Source organism: Armatimonadota bacterium (genome assembly GCA_039679645.1).
Taxonomy (GTDB): Bacteria; Armatimonadota; UBA5829; order UBA5829; family UBA5829; genus UBA5829.
In genome coordinates, this window is record JBDKUO010000025.1 from 38,842 (window position 1) to 53,449 (window position 14,608).

14 protein-coding genes are annotated in these 14,608 nt (G+C 51.1%); 3 read left to right on the forward strand and 11 right to left on the reverse strand.

Going from position 1 to position 14,608, the window contains the following annotated elements:
- Positions 1-2: 2 nt before the first annotated feature.
- The gene (locus ABFD83_05115; GenBank protein MEN6356448.1) at positions 3-1,298 is read right to left on the reverse strand and encodes a radical SAM protein; all 1,296 of its coding nucleotides are present in this window, start codon (positions 1,296-1,298) and stop codon (positions 3-5) included.
- A gap of 149 nt (positions 1,299-1,447) precedes the next feature.
- Here ABFD83_05115 and ABFD83_05120 point away from each other — a divergent pair, with 149 nt between their 5' ends.
- Positions 1,448-2,947 carry a GAF domain-containing protein gene (locus ABFD83_05120; protein MEN6356449.1) on the forward strand — a complete coding sequence of 500 codons (1,500 nt, stop codon included), beginning with the start codon at positions 1,448-1,450 and terminating at the stop codon, positions 2,945-2,947.
- Between the two features lie 52 nt (positions 2,948-2,999).
- On the opposite strand, the gene ABFD83_05125 is transcribed toward ABFD83_05120, so the two are convergent.
- A complete protein-coding gene (locus ABFD83_05125) occupies positions 3,000-3,644 on the reverse strand; it encodes a 50S ribosomal protein L25 (protein MEN6356450.1) in 645 nt (214 codons plus the stop codon).
- Positions 3,645-3,810: 166 nt separating this feature from the next.
- Between ABFD83_05125 and ABFD83_05130 the strand changes: the two genes are divergently transcribed.
- On the forward strand, positions 3,811-4,179 hold the full coding sequence (locus ABFD83_05130) for a tetratricopeptide repeat protein (protein MEN6356451.1): 369 nt from the start codon (positions 3,811-3,813) through the stop codon (positions 4,177-4,179).
- Here the strand turns inward: ABFD83_05130 and ABFD83_05135 are convergent, their stop codons facing one another.
- The 4 genes from ABFD83_05135 to ABFD83_05150 form a co-directional block, all read right to left on the reverse strand.
- Complete coding sequence (locus ABFD83_05135; protein ID MEN6356452.1) at positions 4,180-5,775, reverse strand: DEAD/DEAH box helicase; 1,596 nt, start codon at positions 5,773-5,775, stop codon at positions 4,180-4,182.
- A 149-nt stretch (positions 5,776-5,924) separates the two neighbouring features.
- Positions 5,925-6,929, reverse strand: a complete 1,005-nt coding sequence (locus ABFD83_05140) for a polyprenyl synthetase family protein (protein ID MEN6356453.1) — start codon at positions 6,927-6,929, stop codon at positions 5,925-5,927.
- A gap of 165 nt (positions 6,930-7,094) precedes the next feature.
- Positions 7,095-7,805 (reverse strand): bifunctional demethylmenaquinone methyltransferase/2-methoxy-6-polyprenyl-1,4-benzoquinol methylase UbiE, encoded by a 711-nt coding sequence (gene ubiE / locus ABFD83_05145; GenBank protein MEN6356454.1) that lies wholly within the window; start codon positions 7,803-7,805, stop codon positions 7,095-7,097.
- A 75-nt stretch (positions 7,806-7,880) separates the two neighbouring features.
- Complete coding sequence (locus tag ABFD83_05150; GenBank protein MEN6356455.1) at positions 7,881-8,612, reverse strand: hypothetical protein; 732 nt, start codon at positions 8,610-8,612, stop codon at positions 7,881-7,883.
- A gap of 29 nt (positions 8,613-8,641) precedes the next feature.
- Between ABFD83_05150 and lnt the strand changes: the two genes are divergently transcribed.
- Positions 8,642-10,117 carry an apolipoprotein N-acyltransferase gene (gene lnt / locus ABFD83_05155; protein MEN6356456.1) on the forward strand — a complete coding sequence of 492 codons (1,476 nt, stop codon included), beginning with the start codon at positions 8,642-8,644 and terminating at the stop codon, positions 10,115-10,117.
- On the opposite strand, the gene ABFD83_05160 is transcribed toward lnt, so the two are convergent.
- From ABFD83_05160 to ABFD83_05180, 5 genes are all read right to left on the reverse strand, one after another.
- Positions 10,118-10,306: a hypothetical protein gene (locus ABFD83_05160; GenBank protein MEN6356457.1), complete on the reverse strand. Its 189-nt coding sequence runs from the start codon at positions 10,304-10,306 to the stop codon at positions 10,118-10,120.
- A 108-nt stretch (positions 10,307-10,414) separates the two neighbouring features.
- Positions 10,415-11,452, reverse strand: coding sequence for an SIS domain-containing protein (locus tag ABFD83_05165; protein ID MEN6356458.1), 1,038 nt, complete (start codon positions 11,450-11,452; stop codon positions 10,415-10,417).
- A 51-nt stretch (positions 11,453-11,503) separates the two neighbouring features.
- The gene (locus tag ABFD83_05170; GenBank protein MEN6356459.1) at positions 11,504-12,670 is read right to left on the reverse strand and encodes a mannitol-1-phosphate 5-dehydrogenase; all 1,167 of its coding nucleotides are present in this window, start codon (positions 12,668-12,670) and stop codon (positions 11,504-11,506) included.
- A gap of 218 nt (positions 12,671-12,888) precedes the next feature.
- Positions 12,889-13,308, reverse strand: coding sequence for a cytidine deaminase (cdd, locus tag ABFD83_05175; protein ID MEN6356460.1), 420 nt, complete (start codon positions 13,306-13,308; stop codon positions 12,889-12,891).
- Position 13,309: 1 nt separating this feature from the next.
- Complete coding sequence (locus tag ABFD83_05180; protein MEN6356461.1) at positions 13,310-14,608, reverse strand: metallophosphoesterase family protein; 1,299 nt, start codon at positions 14,606-14,608, stop codon at positions 13,310-13,312.

The window sequence follows — 14,608 nt, forward strand, 5'->3', positions numbered from 1 at the left end:
TCTCACCCATTTCCAATCATTTTTTGCAGCCGGTGAAGAAAGCTAGCGCCATGTTTGAATGTATTCGCGATTTGCCATGCCAGACGTGTACGAGGGTCCTTGAATTTATAATCAAGCTTAATACCCTTCTCTATAAGCAGTCCATCGGCTCTAAGCTGCTCCACAAGCGGCACACCCTGGAAGAGTTCAATTCTATGGACCGGCGCGACCTGACCCAACTCCCGCATGAACTTCATATTCTCCTGCAGTTCCTCGATGGTCGTATATGGATCGAACAGAATAAAGCCGAGTTCCACCTGCAAATCCAACTTCTTTAGAACATCCAATGCCCGCCTGTTTTGCACAACCGTGATCTGCTTGTTAAACGTGTCCAAAGACCGCTGGACACCTGATTCGATACCGACAAACACACATGTCAGGCCAGCTTCCTTGAGGAGTTTGAGCACATCCTCATCGATTTCGTCGGCGCGGCAGTCGATAGTGAATGTGATGTCGAGTTTGCGATCACGTATACCCTCGACTATTTTTATTGCGCGCTCACGGCTTTTCTCACCCGGTCCAATAAAGTCGTCATCAACAAAAACGAACTTGCGCAGGCCTGTTGACGCGACCACTGATTCCAACTCATCAACGACATTTTCAGCGCTGCGAAAGCGCGCCGCGTGCCCGCCTGAGAGCGCAAAAAATGAGTTGACCGAGCAAAATGAGCACCGGTGATAGCATCCTCTGCTGCTGCTTATGGCTGCCATATCAAACTCGGGTGATTGACTGAGAGCGTCGCGCGCGGGAAACGGGATCGAATCGAGGTCCTTAATCAGAGGTGGCATCGGGTTGAGAACCGGAATACCGTCTTGAAGATACGCAATGCCTGGGACATCGCGCCAGTCCTGCCCGCGCGCAATCCGCCCGAACAGCTCCGGAGCAACGTTTTCTCCTTCTCCTCTAGCCAGGACGCTTATTTCAGGACATATTTGGAGTAGTTGCTCGGCGGCTAAAGTCGGCAGATAACCTCCGGCGACAACAGTCGCATTCTTTTTGTGTGCCCGAACCGCGCGGGCGACAGCCGTCAGCGAAACTCTGTGTTTATGCATTGCGGTGATTCCCAGGCAATCGAAATCCCGCGCAAGAACCTCGCGGATTATGCTCTTTACACTCAAACGCTGAAGCTGCGCATCGAGCACTTCAACCTCATGTCCTTCACGCCTGAGCACAGCGGCCATATAGCCTATGCCAAGGCTTTCGCTCGTATAGCCCGCAATCTCACTTAGCGCAGGCGGATGCAAGAGAAGGATTCTCAACAGCTTACCCTCCGGAAAAATAAATGAGCCAATACAATGATTCCAGAACTCAGGCATATAGTCAAACTCGATTGCAATGTTCGCAAAAAACAATTTGTCACGAAAAATAGCACCTTTTTGCCTTTCAAACATTAAGCTGCACCGCAAAAATGCCAAAAATACAAGTTAGAGCAGCAATGCAGACTGCCGCTCTACGTCGGAGCGGTGTAATCGAGTCTCACCCGAAGGTGAGTAAGTTGGTAGTAACCGAAGGCAAAAGGAGCGCCAATCCAAACATTGAATCCCTGCATGAACGCAGGGTCACGTATCGCCGTCTTATAGCGGGGATACTGATGACCGTAGTAGTATCTATTGCGGCCAAAATGATGCTGCCTGAGCGCTGTTTTGATGCTCTTAGGAGCATATCAACTCTGATGCTTTTCGCGGGTGCATGCGCGGGATTTGGCGGCGCCACATATCTGTTTGCCAGGTTCGTTCTCACTTGTGAGCTTCGACACCTGGTCCTTGCAACCGCCTTTACCGTTATCGGCGGAGGGCTTGGGCTACAACTTGTTGTAAACATGCGCACGCCAGGATCATCATCGGCCGGATGGGTGTCATCGGCAGCCTGGACGATATCCGGTATACTATTCGCTTCTTCGGCATACGCCAATACCACCTGCAAAGCAAGTTCGCGCCGAGCCGCATTTGTTCAATCTCTGATAGCATGCCTGCTCGTATTACTATGCCCGCTGATTGCACTGCCATATGTGATAGATGGATCCCTGAGCGCCTATCTTGCAACCGCGGCGAACCAATCTCTGCCTTTTATGACAGCAGGTATATTTGCAAAACTGGCTGCCGTCATGCTCTATTTAATTGCGCTTGTCGGTTTCCGCCGCCGCACTAATACACATAACGATCGCATGGCCGGGATGCTGTGTTTCTCATTTGTTCCACTGCTTGTCAGCCTTGTCTTTCGGCTGGCCTCCGAAGTCCAATTTGATGATTGGTGGACAATAAGCTCAGCCCTTCAATCACTATCATGGTTCGTTCTAATGAGCGGATTTTGCATTGAAAATGCCATCATGCAGCGCGAAGGTCAGGATCGGCTGCAAGAACTCGACGCTCTGCATCAGGTGTCCTGGTCGGTCGTCGGCACGGGAACCCTGCACGATTTGCTTGATCTTTATGCGCGAACGCATCAGGAACAGCTCGGGGTTAAAGTAGCTGCTGTCTATCTTGCGGACGAGGCAGGTGAAAACTTGGAGTTGTTCGCGATTCGTGGTCCGGCCGATTGCCCCGGCACAATCGGCAAGAAGTATCCGGTCATTTCAGCCAATCGCTGGCCGGGATTTCATACCGGCCACACTGCAAAGGCATTCCTCAGCCAGGAAGTGCAAGTCGTCAATGATGTCTTCGTGGATGTGGAGTTCATACCTTGGAGAATGGTCGCTGCTGATGACGGATGCGCGGTCTCTCTGCCGCTTGTCACTCGCGATAAACCGATAGGAGTCGTGAACCTGTATTTCGAAGACAGCAAACAATTGACTCGACAGCGGCTTCGACTGCTGACCATAATCGCTGGCGCAGCCGCGCCTGCAATCGCGAGCGCAATGGAGAAAAAAAACACCGAGGAGTGGACCTCAGACCTCGATATGGCAGCATAATTAAAATATGGGAAGCCAAGCGGCTTCCCATACATTCTCATTGATTTTATTACTAAGCTTCGCCTTCAGCGGTGGTCTCAGCGCCCGGCGCTTCCTCTTCAACCGCTTCTGCCTCTTCCAGTTCAGCCGCGTGAGGAGCCCTGCAATTAACGACCAGTGTTTCAGGATCGGCAAGCACATCGACACCTTCGGCAATAGGAAGTTGGTCAACTCGGATATGGCAACCCAATTCAAGCCCACTTACATCCACATCGATTTTAGAAGGAATATCGCCCGGTAAACAGCTTACCGGCAGTTCGTCGAGCATCTGCTCAAGTGTGCCGCCGCTTTTTATTCCCGGCGCCTCACCGATCAGTTCGATCGGAACCCCGACATGTATCTTTTCTTTCATCGAGACCCGCTGGAATTGAACATCCAACAGCTTACGTGTAAGCGGGTCCTTGATAAAATTCTTGATAATAACGGTGCCGTCCGACTTTTTGGGCGCTCCATTGATCTTGAGATCAATAAGAGACTTGACACCCGTATCGGTTTTTTTTATCTGGTCCAGCAAATCCTGGAGATTTACTTCAACTGCTACAGATTCCGAACCGTGGCCAAAGACGTTCGCGGTCACAAAGCCTGTGCGCCTGAGCTCTTTAGTGCGGCCTTTGCTCGTATCCGAGCGGTAATTCGCTTCGAGTTGCAACTTATCCATTGTAATTGAATCCTCCCGATCACTCCTCACAAGTATACTCATATAGACCCCTTTTCGTCAAGTCTTCTCTCATGCCTTCTCTCATGCCATTGACACTGCTGTTGGCCTCGGATATACTGAAACCGGATGGCATACAGCCATCACTACTCACCATTGGTGACCCAAAATGGCGGAAGCAATGGAACACTACAAGCTCGGAGTCGAAGCATTCAAGGCGGGTAATATCGAGACCGCTATTGAGCAGCTTGAAGCCGCAGCCCACATGGATCACGAAAACTACAAGGCTTTTACCTATCTTGGAGCGGCATATTCGGCACAGGAGCGCTACAACGCGGCAATTGGAGCGTTCAAGACAGCCGAGCAGATAGCCCCCGGCGTCGCGAGTATTCACTATAATATCGCTCAGGCCTACGAAGCGAGCGGTATACAGTCCGAAGCTGAGTTTGAATACGAACGCGCGCTGGAAATTGACCCAGACTACTTGAAAGCAAAGGAAGCGCTGGATGCGCTGAAGAAGAGACTTCATCACATCTAACTAATGCCTTGCGTGAACCGAAACCATTCCATTCCGTTTGGTTGATCTTGGCCTGCCCTGTTGAATAGGACCGCGCTTGAACTCGGTTAGTGTTGTAGGGCGCGCCGAGTAGTCGAAATCATCGAGTTTTCTACGCTCTATAGGCCCGCCGAGAGCTTTCTCTATATCCCAGACGATACCTGCGTCTTCTTTTGTTATCAGAGTGATCGCATCGCCCTCACGCTCTGCCCTGCCCGTTCGCCCGATCCGATGAATGTATGTGTCAGCCGTATCCGGGATATCGTAGTTGATTACATGCGATATGCTGTCCACATCCAGCCCGCGCGCCGCAATATCGGTCGCAACCAATATCTGGCAGCGGCCCAGACGAAAATCGTCCAGAGCAGCCTGTCTCTGGTTCTGAGACTTGTTTGAGTGCAGCGCGGATGCGCCATAACCCGCCTTCACGATCTGTTCAGCCACCCGATTTGCCCGGTGCTTTGTGCGAGTGAAGATCAGCACTGAGTTCGTATCGGCCTCATCGAGAATCTTAAGGACCAGAGAAGTCTTCAAATGCTGAGGACAAGGGTATAGAGCGTGCGCAACGGTTTTCGCGGGAGCACAGATATCCACTTTCACACGCTTTGGATCATTAAGAGTATCCGCCGCGAGCTTTGTAAGCTCGGGCGCAAATGTAGCAGAGAAGAGCATGTTCTGGCGATTGCGCGGCAGACGCTTAATAATACGCTTGATGGATGGAAGAAAGCCCATGTCCAGCATCCTGTCCGCCTCGTCGATTACCAATTTTTCAACATTCGAGAAGTCGGTGTTGCCGCGTTCCATATGATCGAGCAGCCTGCCCGGGCATGCGATTATCACAGTGGCTCCACCTCGAAGCGCACGTTCCTGAGGAATCATGCTGACCCCTCCATAAACGGTTGCGCTCTTGATCTTAGCATACTTGCCCAGTTGCTTGAACGATTCGTTGATCTGCTCGGCAAGCTCTCGGGTAGGCGTCAACACAATGGCTCTTGTGCGCGCGGTGTTCACCGGGTTATCGAGCAAATGCTGGAGGATAGGCAGCACAAACGCGGCTGTCTTGCCTGTGCCGGTCTGAGCAGTGCCTATGAGATCACGTCCGGCCAGACAAATAGGGATAGCCTCCGCCTGCACAGGCGTGGGAGTCTCATATCCTGCATCACGAATCGCGCGTTCAAGACGTGCATCGAATTTGAAGCTGCCGAAAGTCGACTCAGTTGCAGCCGATGCGGTCTCCTGAGCCGGTTTATCCGACTTGCGCAGCACGAATTTTCTGCGTATGGGCTTTTCTTTAGCGGCGAGTTGCTTCTTGAAGCAGTCGGCACAATATGCGGGTTTATCATCTGACGGCTTGAAAGGAAGAATGGCATCTTTTCCACAGATTGAGCACTGTACTACATGTGTTGTGCAATCGCCTCCACGGCTGTGCCTGCGCCTGGCGCTGCGCCGCTCGTGACAGTCCACGCATCTGGTCGGCGGGTTAAAACCCAGTCTGGCGAATTCTTTCTGCTCCTTCACGCTGAACGTGAACTCCTGCCCGCAATCGCGGCAGACGCAGATTTTGTCCTGATAGTTCAATCAATATACTCCTGGTCGGTTGTTATACTATTGTATTCGAGGCTTGAAACGAGTGAACCAGTGGGACCGATTTTTTCGCGAACAACCAGGCCAGTGCCAAACCAACGTAACAATGCACTTACATTATAGCACACATAGGGATTTGAGGTTTATACTCTACGGCTGATAACGAACTCAGCCAGCGATTCCAGCGCCAAGGTGTAATCGGATACAGGCAGCTTTTTGAGTCGAGTGCAGGCGTCGGATGCGAGCCGGCGTGCCGATTGAAGCGCTTCGTCTACTGCCCCGCACTCTATAATCCGACGCGCGATAAATGCCGCGTTTTCATATACTGCGGGCTTTTCCAGCAGAAGCGGCTTAACTGGTCCGAACGCAGGCTTCTTTATAGCAAGCAGCACCGGAAGCGTGAACTTGCCGTTGATGATGTCCGACCCCACATCCTTGCCTGTCTGCGCAGGGTCGCCAACGATATCCAGAACATCATCCGTGATCTGAAAAGCCTGACCGAGCAGCAGGCCATATTCGGCAAGCGCCTGCCGCGCCTCGACATCCGCCCCTCCCAGCATCGCGCCGCACTCGCAGCATGCGCGCATAAAAGAGGCGGTCTTGCCATGGATTATCCTGTCATAGTTTTCCTGCCACGCCTCAATGCTGCCTTCACTCTGAGCCTGGAGCATTTCGCTTTCCGCCATGCCAACAGCCATCCCAGAAAGCGCTTGCAATATCTCTATGTCGCCATTTGCACCAAGCAGAGAGAATGCCTTCGAGAGCATGAAGTCACCGCCCAGCACGCTCATCTTGTTGCCCCAGACGCTGTTTGCAGTGCTTTCACCTCTACGCTCATGCGTCTCATCTACAACATCATCATGCACGAGCGAGGCCATATGGACAAGCTCTGTGGCGGCGGCTAGACTGCCGGCCCTGTCCATATCCGCATTTGCATTGCAGGCCAATGCGCTGAGCAATACAAGCGTGGGCCGAATTCGTTTGCCGCCCGCCGAATAAAGATGCATGGAAAGGTCAAATGCCACTGAGACTTCGGACCTTATCGCGGATTCTATTATCCGTTCGACCTGGTCCATCTCAGTAGCAATTGGCACAGCCCAAGGGCAGCATATATCTTCGCTTCTCGAACTAAGAACACGAGCGTTCATCAGCAACTCCAAAAATCTTGCAGCCGTACTTTTATCATGGGAGTAATTACAAACTCGCCATTTCAAGTACAGCGAAAAACCTGTATTTTACAGCGTCAGGTTCAAAGCAAATTCCTCACATTCGTTCGGAATGACTAAATGTGAAGCGTTATCTTTTGCACCTGTTTATGGCATTTTGCCGACATGCACACACACGGCGCCGAACATGAGGTCATAAAACCTCACATCTCGCAGCCCGCTCGACTCCATGCGCTTCGCCAGTTCCTCGCGTGAGATAAACCCTCGCACGGACTCCGGCAAATACTCATAAGCGCTTCGCTTCGCGCGAAACAACGATGCAGTGCGCGGCGTCAAATAATAGAAATAAAGCTTCCATAATGGCCGCAGCAGAGGCGAACGAACGCGGCTGATCTCCAGGTTAACCACTCTGCCCCCGGGTTTCACCACCCGTGTCATCTCGTCAAGCGCCTTTGATAGATCCGCAACGTTGCGCAGGCCGAAGCCCACTGTCGCGCAGTCAAACGAATTGTCTGCAAAAGGCAGCGCGCATGCATTTGCCGCGAAGAAATCCACATTCGTAAGCCCGATACGCTGTGCCTTTTTCTTTGCGATCTCAAGCATTGGGACTGAAAAGTCCACTCCGATAACACTGCCATTATGGCCCACTTCTCGTGCAAGCTCGAACGCAAAGTCTCCTGTCCCGCAGCATACATCCAGCGCATGACCGCCCTGCTCTATCCCGGACTTCGATACTGCAAACCGCCGCCACGCCCTGTGCCTGGTCAGGCTCAATACGCTGTTGAGCAGATCATACTTGGACGCAATAGACGAAAAGAGGCTTTCAACATAAGCCTCTTTGAGATCATTCTTGCTCATATTACCGCCGCAATGCTCCCGTTCCATCGACCGTAGCATTATATCTAAAACGTGAGGGGACAGTCAACCAAAAGTCTATCGCGATGAGACTGTCTGCACTTCTATCCGCCAGGACTCGATGTCAAGATCGGCGTCTGATGGAACGAGATTCGATGAGTCGGTATCATCACCCGAATATGTCTGGTCCGTTGTGGTGGAAATTGTGATATAATCCTGCCCGGCGGAACCAAGGCCATCGATCTCACGGCCATTAATCACCTGCCCGGCATTTGTGGGAAGCGCATTGGCTGTGATAAAGTTAATATCGAGCTGTGTGATCTTGTCCGCTGGAATGGCAGTCGTCCCAATCTGGCTGAAGTCGATTACAAGCCTGATCGTGGAACCGCCGTCCTGAAGATCATGGCTGATGAGAGGCTGCGGAGAAGTGCGGTTCAAAAAATAACTGCCGGAAAGCACGCCGTATATATAACCATCAGGATTGTCGGCGTCATATTCGATGAATGAGGTCATACCGACGCTGTGTGCGGCGTCTGACGAGGTAACCCAACCCGTGCCGCCGTAAGGCGAATAAAATGCCCCCAGAGGCCCTGTGGTGGAGTCGTTGTCATTATCGATTGCAACGAAATAGTGGTGCACCAGTCCAGGATATACAGAATCTGTGGTAGATATGCTTCCACGGACTTTCAGGGTTATTATGAGCTGCCTGCCGGTTGTCACAGCCGTGGTGGGATACTTTGCACAGCCTGTCAGCGTATATAATATAATAGTAATGCTTATTATTAATGATGCGATACGAAGTCTACTCATGAGCTTATGGAGCCATTATAACGCAAAGAATGCAAAAACGTAATCTCTTATTAGCAATCATATCGGGACTGATTTTGGCGCTGTCCATGCCCAGGCCGGGAATATGGCCCCTGGCATGGATAGGACTTGCGCCTCTGCTTATAGCGATCAACAATAAAAGAATGCGTCAGGCTGCTTTCTGCGGCCTTATTACGGGACTGATTTACTTCGGCGCGATACTATACTGGATATCAATATTCGGATATCTGCCGTGGATTTTGGTCGCTATAATAGAAGCAGCGATTTTTGCTGCATTTGCTGCTGCCGTAACCAAATTCGCGCCTCGAAGAATAGGACCAATAGGATACATTGTAGTGCCAGCCGTATGGACAACTCTGCAGTGGCTGCGCTCACTGGGCCCATACGCATTCAATTGGGGAAGCTTCGCACACACACAGGCCGCTAATCTTCCCATACTGCAGCTTGCCTCACTGGCCGGGCCCTGGGTTATAGACTTTCTCGTCTGCCTTGTAAGCCTGTCACTGGCGGAAAGTATATTATCCAAATCTAAAAGACGAGTATGCGCAGCAGCAATTGCACTTATTTCACTGCTGACGGCATGGAGCGCCGGAACCGCCATAATACGGATGGCGCCCCGCATGCATCCGGACACAAAAGTCGCGATAATCCAGGGCGATGTCGATCAGGATGTGGTGCCTGATATGGACTATCTCGCCGACACATACGTCACATACTCCACAATGAGCAGTGATGCAGTCGATAAGGGCGCAAAAATTATAGTGTGGCCCGAGACTACTCTTCCTACAACAATAACCGACTCCGCCTGGGGAAGTATCCTCTCCGGCCTCGCATATAAAAGCAAGGCGACTTATATCATAGGCTGCTACACTCCATCGTCCGATCCGCACAATCCGCTGAACTATAACAGCGCTATGTGCTATGGCCCAGATGGAGAGAATATGGGGACATACCACAAGGTGCGTCTGGTGCCGTTTGGCGAGTTTGTGCCCTTGAGGAATTACCTGCCGTTTTTGAAATACTACGGCATTCGCGATCAGGATGTATTGCCTGGAAGATCTCACCATCTGGTAGAAACAAGTATCGGCAGGATCGGTGTCAGCATCTGCTTTGAGTCTTTGTTTGCCGATATATCGCGCAACGAAACGAAAAACGGCGCGCATGCCCTGTTTGTGATAACCAATGACGCCTGGTTTGAGCGCACTTCGGCTGCGCAGGGACACCTGATGATGTCACAGTTGAGAGCTGTCGAAAACAGGCGCTATGTCGTGCGGGGAGCTGCAACCGGCATCTCGGCTATAATCGACCCATACGGGCGAGTGCGAACCGACCTCGGCATATTCAAGCGGGGAATCGTATCCGGCAAGATCGAGCCGCTGACTGATCTCACCCCATACACACGCTCAGGAGACTGGCTGGCGTACGCTTGCGCACTTATCAGCGCCGTAATGATTATCAAAGAAGGTCGTGGAAGGCGAAAGAAGTAGCTAGCCAAGGTCACCAGTACGCATTACAGAATCCGGAAAGTGGACAATTAGGGGCGATGGCGACTCATCCTCATCATCCTTGTTTGTTACTATCTCATCAGTGCGCTTGGACAGCATCAATGCGCTGTATATAGAAATGCCCGTAAGAAGCACCAGCCCGCTCAACAAAACAACTGCAATAGTCGCCATTACAACAACCTCCCACCCTGCATTAACTGCTTTTTTCCCAGAATATGCGGGATCTGAAACAGGGCAGGATGTGTAGCACAGGCTGGTGCTTCTTATGTTTATTGCTTTTTACATGGTAAGCGTTACTTTGCTCAGTCCTCTCGGTCGGTCCGGGTCGTAACCCTTTGCGTTTGCAAGATAGTATGCAATCAACTGTCCCGGTATGATATATGCCAGCGGGCTGAGTTCTTCATCGACGGTAAAAGGCATCTTGATCGGCCTTGTGGCCAGCTCCAAGATTTCATCTTCACTGCTGATTATAATGGTCTCCGCATGTCGCTCTTTCAACTTCTGAGCAATCTCTTTCATGTTTTCGAAGGCCTTGCCTGGAGGCGCAATCAGGAAGCACGGTTGGTCTTCCTGGACTGCAGCAATCGGGCCATGCTGGAAATCAGCAGATGAATAGCCGAGCATACCTACATAGCAGGTCTCAGCCAGCTTCAGAGACATTTCCTTTGCATTACAGTAGTTGAGGCCACGAGAAATCACATAGCCGTTTCCCATATATCTAAAACGCTCGGCATGGTCCTTAATCTGCTCTTCAGTTTCAAATGCAGCCTGCATTGCAGACGCAGCAGCAGATAGCTTTTCAACTTCTGATTTATCATCGCGGAGTGATGCACTCAACAGATAGAGCACTGCCAGTGTGGAAGTATAAGTTTTTGTTGCTGCAACCGCCAATTCCTTGCCGGCATGGCAAAGCAGAGTATGATCAGCAACCTTGGTCAACTTGGAGCCGGGCTCGTTAGTGATCGTGAGAGTGATCGCACCCATTTTTTTTGAATCTTCTAGGTATTCGGCGACATCGGTAGCTTCACCGGACTGCGAAATACCGATGACAAGCGCCTTGTCTAGCTTCATCTTGGCGTGATAGAGAGTAAACGACGAGCAATCTGCAAGCGCTGTAGTCAGACCATTATTGATCTCGAACAGATACTTGCCGTAGATCGCTGCGTGATCCGATGTGCCGCGGGCGGCAATCAAAATCTTGTCTACGTCCTTTGCCTTGATTTCGGCAGCCAATTTGGCAGCCGCTTCCAGCTCTTCTTTCGCAAGCTTGTTTACGATACCGGGCTGGGCATGGACTTCATCGAACATGTACGACATATTACTTTCCTCTTTCTTTACTTCACACCATTAAACCGCGTTCAATGGCGTTTATTGCTTATGCACCAGGTCGTATTGCCTTACGACCTCATTGGTTATCTGTGAGTCTTCCGACAGTTTGCTGATCTCGCTGAGCGCTCCTGCCACACCACGTTCTTTAACGATTTGCTGAACCTTTGGGGCTGTAGGGTCGGTCGGCAAGTCGAAATGAAGCGCTGCAGCGATCGCTCTGCACATATGCTCAGGGAACATGCCGCACTCCTCAACAAGTTTCGCGCCGCCCACAAGACGGTCATTTGGACCGAGTTTACGCATAGGATCGCCCCCTACCCTTGCGACCTGGTCGCCCAGCGCTGCATTGGCGAACCGGCTGAGCAGATCGTCTACATGTGCCTGGTGAGCCTTTGGGTCGAGATTGTGTTTCTTTACCAGCGCTCTGCCCGTCTCTTCCATAGCGGCTCTGACCTCTTTGGCTATCTGCTCATCTCCCATAGCTTCCCAAACAAATTTATGGCCCTTGAGATAGCCCAGGTAGGCGGCTGTCGCATGACCGGCGTTATGCGCATAAAGCTTGCGGTCCACAAAACTCTGGAAATTGTCCGCAGGCTCTATGTTCGCTATATCAAACCACTCGCCCTTGATGGCTGCTTTGGATATTGGCAGATGCTTATAAGGCTCGACTATGACCAGCAGCGGATCTTCACTCTTCTGCTCTGCGCTCATAACCGGAACCATCCGCCCGACCACGCTCTCAACAAAGCCTATCTTATCCTCAAGATAGGCATGATACTCCTCGGGCAGAGCCTTTTTGACCTCACCCTTAAGGAACGGACCCATATTCTGCAGGTTTTCGCAGATGATTATGTTGATCGGTTTATCGATACCCGCTTCGGCCCGCGCCTTAACGCCGGCTGCTATAGTCGGGGCAATCTTAGGTAGGACATTTACACCTACTGCAGTGCACATAAGGTCGGCTGTCTTTATCTCTTCTGCCACTGCAGGGATATCCAGCCCGCTCACTGCCCGGACATTGTTGATAGTTACTGTCCACGGCTGATCACATGCCATTCTGATCGGGTATGACCTGCGCTCATTTATAAGATCGACCAAGTCCTTCACGACATCTACGAACACTACCTCGAAGCCGGACTCGCTGAATAATTGCCCTGCAAAACCTCGCCCGATATTGCCGGCTCCGAACTGAATTGCCTTTCTCACAATACTCTCCCAAGATAGCTGAGAGTGGAGAGTGGAGAGCTAAGAGTCCTGACTCGTAACCGCTCAGTCAGCTGTTTTTTTGATGGTCCAGGATTTGAATCCTGGACCTATGTATGGGGGATATACATCCCCTCTTAGTCCTGCATCTTTCTACATTGACTAAGGGACTAAAGTTCCGGTAACAGGCGTCTGGGATTCAAATCCCCGACGATCGACTTTCAATCCTCACATTTATTTAGATGAAACGGCCTGGGCAGGTAATCCGCCAGATCGAAGATATCATAATCCAATCTCACATTACCCGATGCAATGACAACAGGATCATTCTCATCACTAAACTCGGCGATCACCTGCAAGCACGCTCCGCATGGGCGCGCAATCTCAGGGCCGTCCGTCACTATCGCGACCGCTTTTATATGTCTCTCGCCTTCTGACACAGCTTTCAGGATGGCGATGCGCTCCGCACAGACAGTCAGACCGTATGACGCATTCTCGACATTGCAGCCCGCATATACTTTGCCCGAATCGCACAAGACGGCAGCGCCGACTTTGAAACCAGAATACGGCGCATATGCGTTCTCACGAGCTTCTCGCGCCGCTGTTAATAATCCTCGTATGTCTTCCCGGGAAACTGGCATTTTACCTCTTCCCCAAACTATGCGAAGTATCCGAATTGATATCTTTCTTTTTATCGATAAAAAACTCATCTATTATGGCGCCGTCAGTCTTTAACGCTGTGATTGTGAGCTTAGCGCCGGCCACTTCTACGACCAGATAGTCCGGCTGATCCGTCGGATTATAAAAGAACTTGCTCCAGTCTCTTTTACATACTTGATTGTAATATTTAGTGCCGCTGCGCCCGGCGCTGTAATATATAGTCCCCTGCGACGGCTTTGACATATAGGCCTCATTCTTAATCGGAAATGTGCGCCCTACTGAATGATCGTGTCCGTTGAATACGACATCGACATGATATCGGTCATATACAGGACAAAATGCATTCCGAATGTCTTTGTTCTCTCGGCCGACCATAAGCGAGTAAGCGCTTTTGTGCAGGAAGACAATCTTCCAGGGCGATTTGGATGCGGCAAGGTCGGCGGCAAGCCATTTCTTCTGCGGAGTAAGTATGTCGCCATACTGCTTTTCTTCACTCTGCTGGCTATCGAGAACCACAAAATGGACGGGGCCATAATCGTACGAATAAGCCTGGTCTTTCAGGTCCGACGGGCCATTTTGCGGCAGATAAAACTGGGCTTTCCAGTATGCAGGTCTTCTCGTATCCAAAGAACCGCGCGTTTCATGGTTGCCTACCACAGGCATTATCGGGATTGTGTCGATAACCCCGGCTGCAGCGCTAAACCATGCATTCCAGTGCGCACCGCTCTGACCCGTGTCGACGAGGTCTCCCATATTTACAAAGAACCTGGCGTCAGGATTTGCGCTATAGGCATTGTGCAGAGTCTTGCTCCAGACTCCATACGGAAAATTGCCGTCGGCAACACTCTGGCTGTCACCAAAGACAAGAAATTTGAAACTCTTGGAACTCGGGTTAGCGGTTGTAAATGAATGGTTGGCGCTCCAATGGCCTTGATTTCCGACTCGATACAGATACTTGGTGTTGGGTTCGAGACCTTTAAGTGTGGCTGTAAAGAGATGGGTCGCCTGAAGGTCGGTAGTGAAGTCCGCTGAGTGAGAGGTTGCATACTTGGCATTGGCAGTAAACGCTGCTGACTTTTGATATTTCTGATACTCAACTGAGCCTGTTGCTGTAGTATTATCGGTCCGCCATGTGACTGTCATCGTGGTTGCCGGGTTGTCTGCCCAGGTCAGTGTGACATGATCGGGCGATGCGCTCGCGCTGCCTGCTGCCAGACAGGCGGTCGGACTAGCGATAACATACAACAGAATCAATATCGCCAGAACGAATTTGTGTTTCAT

Bases quoted from the DNA above. Each gene is read 5' to 3' on its own strand.
- ABFD83_05120 (MEN6356449.1), top strand. From the start codon at position 1,448: ATGCCAAAAATACAAGTTAGAGCAGCAATGCAGACTGCCGCTCTACGT.
- ABFD83_05125 (MEN6356450.1), bottom strand. From the start codon at position 3,644: ATGGATAAGTTGCAACTCGAAGCGAATTACCGCTCGGATACGAGCAAA.
- ABFD83_05130 (MEN6356451.1), top strand. From the start codon at position 3,811: ATGGCGGAAGCAATGGAACACTACAAGCTCGGAGTCGAAGCATTCAAG.
- ABFD83_05140 (MEN6356453.1), bottom strand. From the start codon at position 6,929: ATGAACGCTCGTGTTCTTAGTTCGAGAAGCGAAGATATATGCTGCCCT.
- ubiE (MEN6356454.1), bottom strand. From the start codon at position 7,805: ATGAGCAAGAATGATCTCAAAGAGGCTTATGTTGAAAGCCTCTTTTCG.
- ABFD83_05150 (MEN6356455.1), bottom strand. From the start codon at position 8,612: ATGAGTAGACTTCGTATCGCATCATTAATAATAAGCATTACTATTATA.
- lnt (MEN6356456.1), top strand. From the start codon at position 8,642: ATGCAAAAACGTAATCTCTTATTAGCAATCATATCGGGACTGATTTTG.
- ABFD83_05160 (MEN6356457.1), bottom strand. From the start codon at position 10,306: ATGGCGACTATTGCAGTTGTTTTGTTGAGCGGGCTGGTGCTTCTTACG.
- ABFD83_05165 (MEN6356458.1), bottom strand. From the start codon at position 11,452: ATGTCGTACATGTTCGATGAAGTCCATGCCCAGCCCGGTATCGTAAAC.
- cdd (MEN6356460.1), bottom strand. From the start codon at position 13,308: ATGCCAGTTTCCCGGGAAGACATACGAGGATTATTAACAGCGGCGCGA.
- ABFD83_05180 (MEN6356461.1), bottom strand. From the start codon at position 14,608: ATGAAACACAAATTCGTTCTGGCGATATTGATTCTGTTGTATGTTATC.